The sequence below is a fragment of the Roseateles chitinivorans genome (assembly GCF_050632235.1).
GTDB classification, from domain to species: domain Bacteria; phylum Pseudomonadota; class Gammaproteobacteria; order Burkholderiales; family Burkholderiaceae_C; genus Roseateles; species Roseateles chitinivorans_A.
Window position 1 is genome coordinate 2,752,546 of sequence record NZ_CP192584.1, and the last position, 13,231, is coordinate 2,765,776.

General features: G+C 69.5%; 9 protein-coding genes and 1 pseudogene. 6 read left to right on the forward strand and 4 right to left on the reverse strand.

Features of this window, described 5'->3' with window-relative positions; genetic code table 11:
* Positions 1–26: 26 nt before the first annotated feature.
* Positions 27–917: a DMT family transporter gene (locus ACQ859_RS12555; RefSeq protein WP_431266061.1), complete on the reverse strand. Its 891-nt coding sequence runs from the start codon at positions 915–917 to the stop codon at positions 27–29.
* A 122-nt stretch (positions 918–1,039) separates the two neighbouring features.
* On the opposite strand from ACQ859_RS12555, the gene ACQ859_RS12560 reads away from it, so the two are divergent.
* Complete coding sequence (locus ACQ859_RS12560; protein WP_431266062.1) at positions 1,040–2,023, forward strand: quinone oxidoreductase family protein; 984 nt, start codon at positions 1,040–1,042, stop codon at positions 2,021–2,023.
* On the opposite strand, the gene ACQ859_RS12565 is transcribed toward ACQ859_RS12560, so the two are convergent.
* Both ACQ859_RS12565 and lspA read right to left on the reverse strand, forming a co-directional pair.
* Positions 2,003–3,763 (reverse strand): ATP-binding protein, encoded by a 1,761-nt coding sequence (locus tag ACQ859_RS12565; RefSeq protein WP_431266063.1) that lies wholly within the window; start codon positions 3,761–3,763, stop codon positions 2,003–2,005. The two genes, ACQ859_RS12560 and ACQ859_RS12565, sit on opposite strands and share 21 nt — an antisense overlap.
* Before the next feature lie 296 nt (positions 3,764–4,059).
* A complete protein-coding gene (gene lspA, locus ACQ859_RS12570; protein WP_099862258.1) occupies positions 4,060–4,557 on the reverse strand; it encodes a signal peptidase II in 498 nt (165 codons plus the stop codon).
* A 138-nt stretch (positions 4,558–4,695) separates the two neighbouring features.
* On the opposite strand from lspA, the gene ACQ859_RS12575 reads away from it, so the two are divergent.
* From ACQ859_RS12575 to ACQ859_RS12595, 5 genes are all read left to right on the forward strand, one after another.
* Positions 4,696–6,123, forward strand: coding sequence for a cache domain-containing protein (locus ACQ859_RS12575; RefSeq protein ID WP_431266064.1), 1,428 nt, complete (start codon positions 4,696–4,698; stop codon positions 6,121–6,123).
* Positions 6,120–6,797, forward strand: a complete 678-nt coding sequence (locus tag ACQ859_RS12580) for a response regulator (RefSeq protein WP_431266065.1) — start codon at positions 6,120–6,122, stop codon at positions 6,795–6,797. The genes ACQ859_RS12575 and ACQ859_RS12580 overlap by 4 nt, the downstream gene beginning before the upstream one ends.
* A 233-nt stretch (positions 6,798–7,030) precedes the next feature.
* Complete coding sequence (locus ACQ859_RS12585; protein ID WP_431266066.1) at positions 7,031–9,109, forward strand: carbon starvation CstA family protein; 2,079 nt, start codon at positions 7,031–7,033, stop codon at positions 9,107–9,109.
* On the forward strand, positions 9,102–9,338 hold the full coding sequence (locus tag ACQ859_RS12590) for a YbdD/YjiX family protein (RefSeq protein ID WP_431266067.1): 237 nt from the start codon (positions 9,102–9,104) through the stop codon (positions 9,336–9,338). Before ACQ859_RS12585 ends, ACQ859_RS12590 begins: the two co-directional genes overlap by 8 nt.
* A gap of 179 nt (positions 9,339–9,517) precedes the next feature.
* A complete protein-coding gene (locus ACQ859_RS12595) occupies positions 9,518–10,366 on the forward strand; it encodes a hydroxypyruvate isomerase family protein (RefSeq protein WP_431266528.1) in 849 nt (282 codons plus the stop codon).
* Here ACQ859_RS12595 and ileS read toward each other — a convergent pair.
* Positions 10,333–13,112, reverse strand: a pseudogene (ileS, locus tag ACQ859_RS12600) (isoleucine--tRNA ligase). The gene ACQ859_RS12595 and the pseudogene ileS sit on opposite strands and share 34 nt — an antisense overlap.
* Positions 13,113–13,231 lie beyond the last annotated feature (119 nt).

Below are 13,231 nucleotides of genomic sequence, written 5' to 3' on the forward strand. Positions count from 1 at the left end.
GGCGGGGAGGACCTCAGCCAAGACCTTCAACGCTTGGCCGAGGACACCAGGATCCCCGCCGCGATCAGCGCGAAGGCCGCGCCGTGGAACCACGCCGGCCATTCGCCCAGCAGCGCGGCCGACATCAGCGCCGCGAAGACCGGCGTGAGGTTGCCGAAGAAGGCGGCCAGCGTCGGCCCCGCCTGGGCGACGCCCAGGCCCCAGCAGCGGTAGGCGATCAGCGACGGTCCGATCGCGACGTAGACGAGCGCGGCCGCCAGCGGCCAGCCCCATTGCACCGTCGGCACGCCGACGGCCTGCTCCACGCCTGCGGAGACCCAGCCGAACGCCAGTCCGAACAGCATCTGGGCCATCAGCAGCGCGGACCAGTCCCAGTCGGGCCGGCGCTCGCCCTGCATGTGCGCGGGCGGTCGCGCCAGCAGCCAGCTGTAGAAGGCCCAACTGAGGACGGCCAGCAGCATCATCAGGTCGCCGGCGACGAACTGGACCTGCGCCAGCCGCTCGAGGTGGCCGCGGGAGATCACCAGCGCCACACCCGCCAGCGACAGCGCCGCGCCGGCGAGCTGGCGGCGGGTCGGCCACACGCGGTGGAGCAGGGCGCCGACGGCCAGCATCCACACGGGCAGGCTCGCGGCGATCAGGGTCACGTTGAGCGCCGTCGAGCTGTGCAGCGCCTGGTACTGCAGCGCGTTGTAGCAGCCCATGCCCAGCACGCCGGTCAGCGCGAAGTAGCCCCACCGCGCGCGCAGCGGGGCCAGGTCTTGCAGCAGGGCGCGCGCGGGGCGCGCGATCAGCACCAGCAGCACGAAGGCCAGCGTCCAGCGCGTCGCGTTGAGCAGCAGCGGCGGCACCAGCGCCGCGACCGAGCGCCCGACGACCGCGTTGCCCGCCCACAGCAGCGGAGGCAGCGTCAGCATCAGGGCCAGTCGTGGGGTCAACGTCATTGCGACGAAGCGCCGGAGTCGCGAGACTGGCACGATAGCCGCGATCGGCGCGTCGGGCGACGCGCGAGCGACATCCCCTACTGAGGAGAACCCTGATGAGCGACCGAGCCGTGCGCATCTCGCAACCTGGCGGACCGGAGGTCCTGACGATCGAATCCGTCGAGGTCGGCGACCCGGGTCCCGGCGAGATCCGCATCCGCCACGCGGCCTGCGGCCTCAACTACATCGACATCTACCACCGCAGCGGCGTGTATCCGCTGCCGCTGCCGACGGGCATCGGCATGGAGGGCGCCGGCATCGTCGAGGCGGTGGGCGAGGGCGTGACCCATCTGAAGGCCGGCGACCGTGCCGCGTACGCGAGTCAGCCGATCGGCGCCTACGCGACCGCCCGCGTGATGCCGGCGAAGTGCGTCGTGAAGCTGCCGGACTTCCTGAGTTTCGAGCAGGGCGCCTCGATGATGCTCAAGGGCATGACGGTGCAGTACCTGCTGCAGCGCACGCTGCCGCAGGGCGGGCTGCAGCGCGGCGACCACGTGCTCTTCCATGCGGCGGCCGGCGGCGTCGGCCTGATCGCGTGCCAGTGGGCGAAGGCGCTCGGCCTGAAGCTGATCGGCACCGCCGGCAGCGACGCGAAGTGCCAGCTCGCGCTGGACCATGGCGCCGAGTTCGCGATCAACTACTCGACGGAGAACTTCGCCGAGCGCGTCAAGGAGATCACCGGTGGCCAGGGCGTGAAGGTCGTCTACGACTCGGTCGGCGCGTCGACCTGGGAAGGCTCGCTGGCGAGCCTGCGGCCGTTCGGCCTGATGGTCAGCTTCGGCAACGCGTCCGGCGTGGTGCCGCCGATCTCGCTGAAGGCGCTGGCGGCGTCGGGGCTCTACCTCACGCGGCCGTCGCTGTTCGTGCATCTGTCGTCGCTCGAGGCGACGCAGGAGATCTCGGGCGCGCTGTTCCAGGCCGTGGAGAGCGGTGCGGTGAAGATCGAGGTCGAACAGCGTTATCCGTTCGACGAGGTCCAGCGCGCACACCGCGAGCTGGAAGCCCGCACGACGACGGGTTCAGGCGTGCTGCTGGTTTGAACCGGCCGGGGTGGCGAGCGGCGGATCCAGGTCGGCCGCCACCGTCTCGGCATCCAGCAGCGCGTCGTTGGCGCTGTCGTCCGCTCGGGCGTCGTTGCGCGGCGCCGGTGCGCCTTCGTCGGTGACGACGCGCCGCGGTGCGGGCAGGTCGTCGAGGTCCGCGGGCACCGTGTCGGCGCCGAAATCGGTCGCGGCTCCGCCGTCGAGCGAGCCCGCCGTCGTCTCGTGCACGTCCACGTCGACGGTCTCGGTGCGGAGCACCTCGTCCAGCACCAGCGGCTGCGAGACCCGGACCTCGAAGCTGAAGCAGGAGCCGGCGCCCGGCTGGCTCTCCACCTGCACCTCGCCGCCCATCAGCTCCACCAGGCGCTTGACGATGGTCAGGCCCAGGCCGGTGCCGCCGTAGCGGCGCGTGATGCTGCCGTCGGCCTGCGTGAACGGGCTGAAGATCTGCGCGATCTGCTCGCGCGTCATGCCGATGCCGGTGTCGTGCACCGCGATGCGCAGACGCAGCGGACCGGCGTGGGCCGGCTCGTCGCCGCCTGCGTCCACGCGCTGGATGTCGACGCGGACCTCGCCCTTCTCGGTGAACTTCAGGGCGTTGCCGACCAGGTTCACCATGATCTGGCGCAGCCGCAGCGCGTCACCCAGCAGATGCTGCGGCACGCCGGGCTGCACGCGGGCATGCAGCTGCAGCCCCTTCTCATGGGCCTGGAGCAGCAGCGGATGCAGCGCCTCGCGCAGGCAGTCGTGCAGGCTGAAGGGCGCCTGGTCGATGATCACGCGGCCGGCTTCGATCTTCGCGATGTCCAGCAGGTCGTTGATGATGACCATCAGGCCCTTGGCCGAACTGTGCGCGAGCTCGATGAACTTGCGCTGGCGCTCGTTGAGCTCGGTCTGCAGCACCAGCTCGGTCAGGCCCAGCACGCCGTTCATCGGCGTGCGGATCTCGTGGCTCATGTTGGCCAGGAAGGAACTCTTGGCCTGGCTGGCGGCTTCGGCGGCTTCGCGCGCGGCCTCGAGCTGGGCCTGCGTGGCCTTGAAGTCGCCGATGTCGCGCGCATTGAGCTGCAGCACGACCTCGCCGCTCACCGGGTCGCGCATCGGGCGCGCGTCGACGGCGTGCCAGCGGCGGCCGTTGGCGGTGTTGATCTCGAGCTCGGCGCCGAAGGTCTGGCCGCCGCGCACCTGCGTGACGATGCGGCGCGCCAGGTCGGGTTCCGGGAAGATCGCGCTGAAGTCGGTCGCGCCGATCGTCTTGCGCAGGCCGTTGAAGCACATCGCCGCGGCGGGATTGCGCATCAGCGTGCTGCCGTCGCGCAGCGAGAACACCGCGATCCGCACCGAGGTGTGCTGCAGCGCCTCGACGCCACGCAGCAGGCTCTTGTCGACGCCGCTGACCAGCGAGTCGGCGGCGAACAGCATCACCTGGCGCTTGTCGGGCGTGCGGATGCCGCGGGAGACCAGCATCACCGTCGCCGGCTGGCCCTTCGGATAGAGCGTCCACTGCTCGCGGACCAGCTTGCCCTGCGTGTGGTCGGCGGCGGTCACCGCCAGCCGCTCGGCCACCGACGGACTCATGTCGCTGAGGTCGCGGGAGAGGAATTCCTCGGCGCTGTCGGCGCGCCAGAACCCCAGCGCGGCGGCATTGGCCCAGAGGTTGCGCTGACGCTCCTGGTCGTAGACCCACATGGGCACATCGAGCCAGTCATAGTGGGTCAGGCAGGAGAAGTCGAGCATGGGAGCGAGGCCCTTGTCGGCCCTGTTCTTGGTTACGTTTGGTCGCAGCGGATTGTCGCCGTGGCCCGTGTCATGTCCATGGTCGCGATGTCCACTTCGTCACGTCGAAGCCCCACGCGTGCCGAACCGCCCGCGTCTGCGTGACGGCCTCCCTCTTCAGGACAAGGCTACGCAGACGGGCGTGCGAAAGCCAGCCTCGTTTCTCCGGAGGAACCCTCGGTCGGGAGGGGGCGCAACGGCCGGAAGGGCCGCAGGAAAGGGCGCAAGGGGCCATCGCGCTCCCGCGCGCCCGGTGCTCAGCCGCGCTTGACGCGGCGCAACTCGTCCCAGATCAGCAGGACGGCGCCGACGGTGATGGCGCTGTCGGCGATGTTGAAGGACGGGTAGTACCAGCCGGCCCAGTGCAGCTGGATGAAGTCGACGACATAGCCGTGCAGCAGGCGGTCGACGATGTTGCCCACCGCGCCACCCAGGATCAGGCTGAGCGCCCAGGCGAACTGCGTCTGGTGACCGTGGCGGCGCAGCATCCAGATGATGAAGATCGTCGCCGCGACGCCGAGCCCGACGAAGAACCAGCGCTGCCAGCCCGACGCGCCCGCCAGGAAGCTGAACGCCGCGCCGGTGTTGTGGACCCGCACCAGGTTGAAGAAGGGCAGGACGTAGTGGCTGTCCCCGTACTGGAAGCTGTGCAGGATCAGGACCTTGGTGAACTGATCGGCCACGATGACCAGCAGGGCGATCGCCAGCCACTGGATCAGGCGGTTGTTCGACGAGGACGGGGACTTGGTGGCCATGGATGCTGCACGGAGGGAAGCGCGGAACCCGCAACTGTAGCGCCCGCCGCGCCGGCGCCGTGCGGCTACAGTGCGGGCCGCCGACGAGGCACCGATGATTGTCCGGTGACTGCCCCACGATGACCCGATGATGACCCGATGAGATTGCGCCTGAAGATCCTGCTGCTGGCGCTGCTGCCGCTGGTTGCCTCGCTGCTGCTGATCGCGGTGGCGGTGCGCCAGCAGGAGCGCGAGCTGCTTGCCCGCGAGCACGCCGCCGTGCAGCGCGCCTACATGGACGCGCGCCGCGACGAGCTGCGCCACTACGTCGAACTGGCCGTCAGCACCTTGCAGCCGCTGTACGAGCGTTCGCCCGCGCTCGCCGGCCAGACCAGCGATGCCGACGTCGAACGCGACAAGCGCGAGGCGCTGCGACTGTTGTCGTCGCTTGATTACGGCGAGGACGGCTACTTCTTCGTCTACGACCTGCAGGGCCGGGTGCTGATGCACTCGCGCCAGCCGGAACTGCTGGGCCGCGACCTGTGGGGTCTGCACGATCCGCTGGGCCGGCCGACGATCCAGCAGCTGGTCGGCCAGGCCCGGGCCGGCGGCGGCTATGTCGAATACCTGTGGCGCAAGCCGTCCAGCGGCGAGATGGCCCCCAAGCTGGGCTACGTCGTCGCGATGGAGCGCTGGAACTGGATGCTGGGCACGGGCCTGTACCTCGACGGCATCCGCGCGACGCTGGAGCAGCTCGACCACGAGGCGCAGGCCAACATCGCGCGGACGATGTGGGGCATCGCCGCGATCGCGGTATTCGGCGTCGCGTTGATCAGCGCCTGCGCGCTGGCCCTGAACCTCAGCGAGCACCGCCAGTCCGAGGCCCGGCTGCGGGCGCTGGCGCACGACGTGGTGCGGTCGCAGGAGGACGAGCGCGCGCACCTGTCGCGCGAACTGCACGACGGTGTCAGCCAGACGCTGGTGTCGACCAAGCTGCTGATCGAATCGGCGCAGCAGGCGGGATCGACCGCGCTGCTGCCGCGCGCGCTGGAGCGGCTCAACGCCAGCCTGAGCGAGGTGCGTGGGCTGTCCCACCGGCTGCGCCCGGCGCTGCTCGACACGCTGGGCCTGCCGGCGGCGCTGGAACACCTGGCGCGCGAATTCGACGAGGCCGGCGCGGTGCCGGTGTCCATGCGGGTGGCCGGCGCGCCGCGCGAACTGCCGGAACTGCTCAACACGGTGCTGTTCCGCGTCGCGCAGGAGGCGTTGACGAATGTCGCCAAACATGCCGGCGCGGCGCGCGTGGAGATGGCGCTCGAATTCGCCGCCGACGATGCGCGCGGCGAGCCCGGCGACGTGCTGCTGCGCGTGCTCGACGACGGCGCCGGTTTCGATCCCGAGGAGGCCGAACTCGCCGAACGGGATGATCCGCGCCATGGCATCGGCCTGCGCAACATGCGCGAGCGGATGGCCTCGGTCGGCGGCCTGCTGGACCTGCAGTCCAGCCCTGGCCATGGCACGCAGGTCGAGGCCGTCGTGCCGGCGTCGGCGATCCGCCGCCTGGCGCGCGACAATCCCGTGCCATGAGCGCCGATCCCTCCTCCAGTGCCGCCGCGGCCGGCGCCGCCGCGCCCGTGCGCATCCTGCTCGTCGACGACCACCCGCTGGTGCGCGAGGGCGTGCGCTCGCGGCTGCAGGGCGAGGCGCGCTACCTCGTGGTCGGCGAGGCCGGCGCCGCGGAGGAGGCGATGATGATGCTGATCGCCACGCAGCCCCAGGTGGTACTGCTGGACGTCGGTCTGAAGGGACACAACGGCATCCAGCTCGCGCAGACGATGCTGGAGCGCGTGCCCGACCTGCGCGTGCTGATGTACAGCATGTACGACAACCCGGAGTACGTGCAGCGCGCGCTGCAGGCCGGCGCCCGCGGCTACGTGCTCAAGGACGCGCCGGCGGCCGAGATCGTCGCCGCGATCGACGCGGTCGCGGCGGGCGGCACCTTCCTCAGTCCCGGCGTCTCCAAGCGGATGTTCCGCAGCCAGCAGCCGCGGCCCATCCTCTCGCCGCGCGAGAGCGAGATCCTCTCCGCGCTCGCCAGAGGCGAATCCAGCAAGCAGATCGCCAGAACGCTCGACCTGTCCGTGAGGACCGTCGAGACGCACCGCCAGAACATCAAGCGCAAGCTCGACCTGGAAGGCCAAGCCGAACTGATCCGCTACGCGGTCGAACACGCCCGCGGACTGCATCGCGACGACGTCTGAGGGGCGGCCTGCGCCATGGACCGCGGGGCCATGCCGGACGCCTCGCCAGGCAGTTCCCGGGGTGTCGCGCCGTCGGTGTCGAGGGTTTCCACTTAAGCGCTCCTACGCCGGCCAACTAGTCCACCCGACGGATGTGCGAAACCGCACAGGAACGGAAACTGCCGCCGCAAGACAGCTTGCGTGTCGGGTCGTCCTTCGGGGCGGCGGGCGCGCGACCATAAAAGGAGACATCGATGTCGAACATGAGTCGCCACCTCGCCTGGGCGGGCGTGGCCATCCTCGGGGCCTTCGCCCTGGCCACCGTCGCGCTGGCCAACGGCGAAGCGGTCAGCGCGCTGTGGGTCGTCGTCGCGGCGATCTGCGTGTACCTGATCGGCTACCGCTACTACAGCCTGTTCCTGGCCACCAAGGTCCTGGAGCTGGATCCCACCCGCAAGACGCCCGCCTGGAAGCACAACGACGGCCTGGACTTCGTCCCGACCCACAAGTACGTGCTGTACGGCCACCACTTCGCCGCGATCGCCGGCGCCGGCCCGCTGGTCGGCCCGGTCCTGGCCGCGCAGATGGGCTACCTGCCGGGGTTGCTCTGGATCCTGGCCGGCGTGATCTTCGCCGGCGCGGTGCAGGACTTCATCGTGCTGTTCATCTCGACGCGCCGCGACGGCCGCTCGCTGGGCGACCTCGTCAAGCAGGAGATGGGCACGGTGCCCGGCGTGATCGCGCTGTTCGGCGCGTTCATGATCATGATCATCATCCTGGCGGTGCTGGCGCTGATCGTCGTGAAGGCGCTGGCCGGCTCGCCCTGGGGCACCTTCACCGTGGCGGCGACCATCCCGGTGGCGCTCTTCATGGGCGTGTACCTGAGATTCATCCGCCCGGGCCGCATCGGCGAGGTCTCCATCATCGGCTTCGTGCTGCTGATGCTGGCCATCATCGGCGGCCAGTGGGTGCATGAGAGCCCCGCCTGGGCGCCGCTGTTCACCTACGACGGCAAGGCGCTGACGTGGATGCTGATCGGCTACGGCTTCGTCGCCGCCAGCATCCCGGTGTGGCTGCTGCTGGCGCCGCGCGACTACCTGTCGACCTTCCTGAAGATCGGCACCATCATCGCGCTGGCCATCGGCATCGTGATCGTCGCCCCGCCGATGCAGATGCCCTCGTTCACGCAGTTCGCGGCCGGCAACGGTCCGGTGTGGTCGGGCAACCTGTTCCCCTTCCTGTTCATCACCATCGCCTGCGGCGCGGTGTCGGGCTTCCATGCGCTGATCAGCTCGGGCACGACGCCCAAGATGCTGGACAACGAGGTCAACGCCCGCTTCATCGGCTACGGCGGCATGCTGGCCGAATCCTTCGTCGCGGTGATGGCGCTGGTGGCGGCCTCGTGCATCGAGCCCGGCGTCTACTTCGCGATGAACAGCCCGGCCGCGCTGGTGGGCTCGACCCCCGACCAGGTCGCCGCGACGCTGTCCACCTGGGGCTTCGTGATCACGCCGGAGATGCTGGTGCAGACGGCCAAGGACGTCGGCGAGAACACCATCCTCGCGCGCGCCGGCGGCGCGCCGACGCTGGCGGTGGGCATGGCCCACATCCTGCACCAGGTGGTCGGCGGCAAGGCGATGATGGCCTTCTGGTACCACTTCGCGATCCTGTTCGAGGCGCTGTTCATCCTGACCGCCGTCGATGCCGGCACGCGCGCCGGCCGCTTCATGCTGCAGGATCTGCTGGGCACCTTCGTCCCGGCCCTGAAGCGCACCGAATCACTGCCGGCCAACCTGATCGCCACCGGCCTGTGCGTGGCCGCGTGGGGCTACTTCCTGTACCAGGGCGTGGTGGATCCGCTGGGCGGCATCAACACGCTGTGGCCGCTGTTCGGCATCGCCAACCAGATGCTGGCCGCGGTGGCGCTGCTGCTGGGCACGGTGGTGCTGTTCAAGATGAAGAAGGACCGTTATGCCTGGACGACGATCCTGCCGGCGGCCTGGCTGCTGATCTGCACGATGACGGCGGGCTGGCAGAAGATCTTCAGCGAAGACCCGAAGGTGGGCTTCCTGGCGCACGCCGCGAAGTACGCGGACTCGCTGGCGGCGGGCAAGGTGCTGGCGCCGGCCAAGAGCCTGGAGGCGATGGAACGCGTGATCTTCAACGACCGCCTGGACGCGGGCCTGTGCGCGCTGTTCATGTTCGTGGTCGTCAGCGTGCTCGTGTACAGCGTGAAGGCGGTCCTGAAGGCGCGTGCCGAACGCAAGCCGTCGGTCAGCGAGACGCCGTTCGAGCGCATGCCTGAAGGCGCGACGGCGGGCGGTCATGCTTAAGCAGGCGGCGGAAGCGGCCCAGGCTGCGTTGTCGGCGGCCTCGGACGTGCTGCAGGCGGGCCGCTACATGGCCCGCGGCGTGCGCCAGCAACTGATCGGTGCGGACTACGGCGCCTACCTGGCGCACATGGGCCGCACCCACCCCGACCAGCCGCCGCTGAGCTACGAGGCTTTCTTCCGCGAACGCCAGGAGGCGCGCTACAGCTCCCGCACCGGCCGCTGCTGCTGAGCCTCGCGAGAGGCGCGAGGTCGCCCGGGGCCGGCGGAGTGGCCGAGCCCCCGACTGACTTGGGGCGCCGTCTGTTCGAGCAGAGTGAACCGAAGGTGAACGGCGCGAGTTGGCGCCCCGGCGAGGCCACTCCGCCGGCCCCGGGCGACCTTGCGCCGGGCTCGGTGACACTACGCCGCATGCCCCGCTTTGCTGCCAACCTCAGCTTCCTGTACCAGGAGCTGCCATTCCTCGATCGCTTCGACGCCGCAGCCCGGGACGGGTTCGCTGGCGTCGAATGCCTGTTCCCCTACGACGTGCCGGCCACTGAAGTGCGCGCTCGTGCCACGGCGCTGGGCTTGAGCATCGTGCTGATCAACGCGCCGCCGGGGGATTGGGCGGCGGGGGAGCGCGGTCTCGCGTCTGTCGAAGGCAGGGACGGGGACTTCCGCGAATCCATCGAGCGAGCGCTCGCCTATGCCTCGGCGGTGGCATCGCCGCGCGTGCACGTGCTTGCCGGCCTGCTGGAAGCCGGAGACGAGCGCGACGCGGCGATCGCGCGCTACGAGGAACGCTTGCGCTGGGCCGCGTCGCAGGCCGCTCGATCAGGCATCGACCTGATGATCGAGCCGATCAATCCGCACGACATGCCTGGCTACCTGCTGCAACGGCAGGACGAGGCCCATGCGATCGTCGAGCGCGTCGGTGCGCCCAACCTGAAGGTCCAGATGGATCTGTACCACTGTGAACGCGTGGAAGGCGATGCCGTCGCCCAGTTGCGGCGCTGGCTGCCGACGGGACGCGTCGGGCACTTCCAGATCGCGGGCGTGCCGGACCGGCATGAGCCGGACGAGGGGGCGCTCGACTGGCGAGGCGCGCTCGCGGCGATCGACGCGATCGCGGCGGCGACGGGATGGGAGGGCTGGATCGGCTGCGAGTACTGGCCACGGCACGGCGCGGTTCCCGGAGGAACCAGCGCCGGCTTGGTGTGGATGACCGCTTTCGCGGCCTCGGGTCAGGCGATGACGCGTGTCTCGCCGGCTCCGTAGAGATTGCTGTCGCAGCGGCCGCAGATCGTCGGGTGCGCCGGGTTGGCGCCGACGTCCGCGCGGTAGTGCCAGCAGCGCTCGCACTTCTGGTGCGACGACGGCGTCACGGTGATGCTCAGCTCGCCGGCCAGCGTGACGCTCGCCGCGGACGTGATCAGCACGAACTTGAGGTCGTCGCCCAGGCTCTGCAGCAGGGCCAGGTCCTCGGCGTTCACGCCCAGCGCGACCTCGGCCTGCAGCGACGAGCCGATCGCACCGGTGGTGCGAACTTCCTCGATCGCCTTGTTCACCGCGTCGCGGATCTCGTGGATGCGGTTCCACTTCGCGATCAGGCCATCGTCGTGCGCGACCCCGTCGACCAGTAGGTCTCGGTGAAGATCGTGTCGCCGGCCTGCTTGCCCGCGAAGACCTTCCATGCTTCCTCGGCGGTGAAGCTCAGGAACGGCGCCATCCAGCGCAGCATCGCGTTCGTGATGTGCCACAGCGCCGTCTGCGCCGAACGACGCGCGGCCGACTTCGGCGCGCTCGTGTACAGCCGGTCCTTCAGCACGTCCAGGTAGAACGCGCCCAGGTCTTCGGAGCAGTACACCTGCAGCTTGGCCACGACCGGGTGGAACTCGTAGCGCTGGTAGTGCGCCAGGATCTCCTCCTGGAACTGCGCCGCGCGGGCGAGTGCATAGCGGTCGGCCTCCAGGAGTTGGTCCAGCGGCACGGCGTCCGTCGCCGCATCGAAGTCCGAGGTGTTGGCCAGCAGGAAGCGCAGCGTGTTGCGGATGCGGCGGTAGCCGTCCACGACGCGCGCCAGGATCTTCTCGTCGCCGGCGATGTCGCCCGAGTAGTCGGACGCCGCCACCCACAGGCGGATGATCTCGGCGCCCAGCTTCTTGCTGGTCTCCTGCGGGTCGACGCCATTGCCCTGCGACTTGCTCATCTTGCGGCCCTTGCTGTCCACGGTGAAGCCGTGGGTCAGCAGACCGCGGTAAGGCGCGCGGCCGTTGAGCGCGCAGGAGATCAGCAGCGACGAGTGGAACCAGCCGCGATGCTGGTCATGGCCCTCAAGGTAGAGGTCGGCTTCCGGACCGGTCTCGTGCGCCGCGCCGGCGTGCGAGCCCTTCAGCACATGCTGGAAGGTCGAGCCCGAGTCGAACCACACGTCCAGGATGTCCTGGCCCTTCGAGTACTGCTCGGCCTCGGCGCCCAGCCACTCGGCTGGATCCAGCTTGGACCAGGCCTCGATGCCGCCGGCCTCGACCAGTTGCGCGGCGCGCTCGATGAACTCCAGCGTTTTCGGATGCGGCTGGCCACTGTCCTTGTGCAGGAAGATCGGCAGCGGCACGCCCCAGCTGCGCTGGCGCGAGATGCACCAGTCGGGCCGGCCGGCGATCATGTCGTGCAGGCGCGTCTTGCCGTTCTCGGGATAGAAGCTGGTCTGCTCGATCGCGTCCAGCGCCAGCTGGCGCAGGGTCTTGTCGGCCTTGTCGACGGTGAACACGCCGTCGCCTTCGTCCATGCGGACGAACCACTGCGCCGCCGCGCGGTAGATCACCGGCGACTTGTGGCGCCAGCAGTGCGGGTAGCTGTGGCGGATCTTGCTGTGCGCCATCAGGCGGCCGGCATCCTGCAGCGCCGCGGCGATCACCGGATTGGCCTTCCAGATGTGCTGGCCGCCGAACAGCGGCAGCTCGGCCTCATAGACGCCGTTGCCCTGCACCGGGTTCAGGATGTCCTTGAACGCCAAGCCGTGCGCGATGCACGAGTTGAAGTCGTCCACGCCGTAGGCCGGCGCCGAATGGACCACGCCGGTGCCGTCGTCGGCGGTGGCGTAGTCGGCCAGATACACGGGGCTTTCGCGATCGAAGCCCGGATGCACGTGCGCGAGCGGGTGCTTGAACTTCAGCAGTTCCAGCGACTTGCCCGGCGTGACCGCGACGGCCTTGCCTTCGATGCCCCAGCGGGCCAGGCACTTCTCGACCAGCGCCTCGGCGACGACGAAGTAGCCGCGGTCGGTCTGCACCAGCGCATAAGGCAGTTCAGGGTTCAGGTTCAACGCCTGGTTCGCTGGGATCGTCCACGGAGTGGTAGTCCAAATGACTGTGAAGATCTCGTTGTTCAGCGGGCCGAGGCCGAAGGCCGCGGCGAGCTTCTCCGGCTCCGCGCTCAGGAAGGCCACGTCGACGGCCGGGGAGTCCTTGTCGGCGTACTCGATCTCGAACTCGGCCAGCGAGGAGCCGCAGTCGAAGCACCAGTACACCGGCTTCAGGCCGCGGTAGACGAAGCCGCGCTCGAACAGGCGCTTCAGCACACGAAGCTCACCCGCCTCGTTCTTGAAGTCCATCGTCCGGTACGGATGGTCCCAGTCGCCGAGCACGCCCAGGCGCTTGAAGTCGACGCGCTGCTGGTCGATCTGCTCGCCGGCGTAGGCGCGGCTCTTGGCCTGCACCTCGTCGCGCGGCAGGCCGCGGCCGAAGGTCTTCTCGATCTGGTTCTCGATCGGCAGGCCGTGGCAGTCCCAGCCGGGGATGTAGGCGGCGTCGAAGCCCTCGAGCTGGCGCGCCTTGACGATCATGTCCTTGAGGATCTTGTTGACCGCGTGACCCATGTGGATCTGGCCGTTGGCGTAGGGCGGGCCGTCGTGCAGCACGAACTTCGGCTTGCCCTGGCGCGCCACGCGCAGGCGCTGGTAGATCCCCTGGTCTTCCCATTCCTGGACCCAGCCCGGCTCGCGCTTGGGCAGGTCGCCGCGCATCGGGAACGGGGTGTCGGGCAGGTTGAGCGTCGAACGGTAGTCGGCTTTCGCGTCGACTGTCGTGTCGAGGGGGTGTTGGACTTGGAGGCGTCGGTCATGGCGGCGGCAATCGAAGGGGC

Coding starts and splice junctions, on each gene's coding strand:
- ACQ859_RS12580 (WP_431266065.1), top strand. CDS start 6,120: ATGAGCGCCGATCCCTCCTCCAGTGCCGCCGCGGCCGGCGCCGCCGCG.
- ACQ859_RS12560 (WP_431266062.1), top strand. CDS start 1,040: ATGAGCGACCGAGCCGTGCGCATCTCGCAACCTGGCGGACCGGAGGTC.
- ACQ859_RS12585 (WP_431266066.1), top strand. CDS start 7,031: ATGTCGAACATGAGTCGCCACCTCGCCTGGGCGGGCGTGGCCATCCTC.
- lspA (WP_099862258.1), bottom strand. CDS start 4,557: ATGGCCACCAAGTCCCCGTCCTCGTCGAACAACCGCCTGATCCAGTGG.
- ACQ859_RS12555 (WP_431266061.1), bottom strand. CDS start 917: ATGCTGACGCTGCCTCCGCTGCTGTGGGCGGGCAACGCGGTCGTCGGG.
- ACQ859_RS12565 (WP_431266063.1), bottom strand. CDS start 3,763: ATGCTCGACTTCTCCTGCCTGACCCACTATGACTGGCTCGATGTGCCC.
- ACQ859_RS12575 (WP_431266064.1), top strand. CDS start 4,696: ATGAGATTGCGCCTGAAGATCCTGCTGCTGGCGCTGCTGCCGCTGGTT.
- ACQ859_RS12595 (WP_431266528.1), top strand. CDS start 9,518: ATGCCCCGCTTTGCTGCCAACCTCAGCTTCCTGTACCAGGAGCTGCCA.
- ACQ859_RS12590 (WP_431266067.1), top strand. CDS start 9,102: ATGCTTAAGCAGGCGGCGGAAGCGGCCCAGGCTGCGTTGTCGGCGGCC.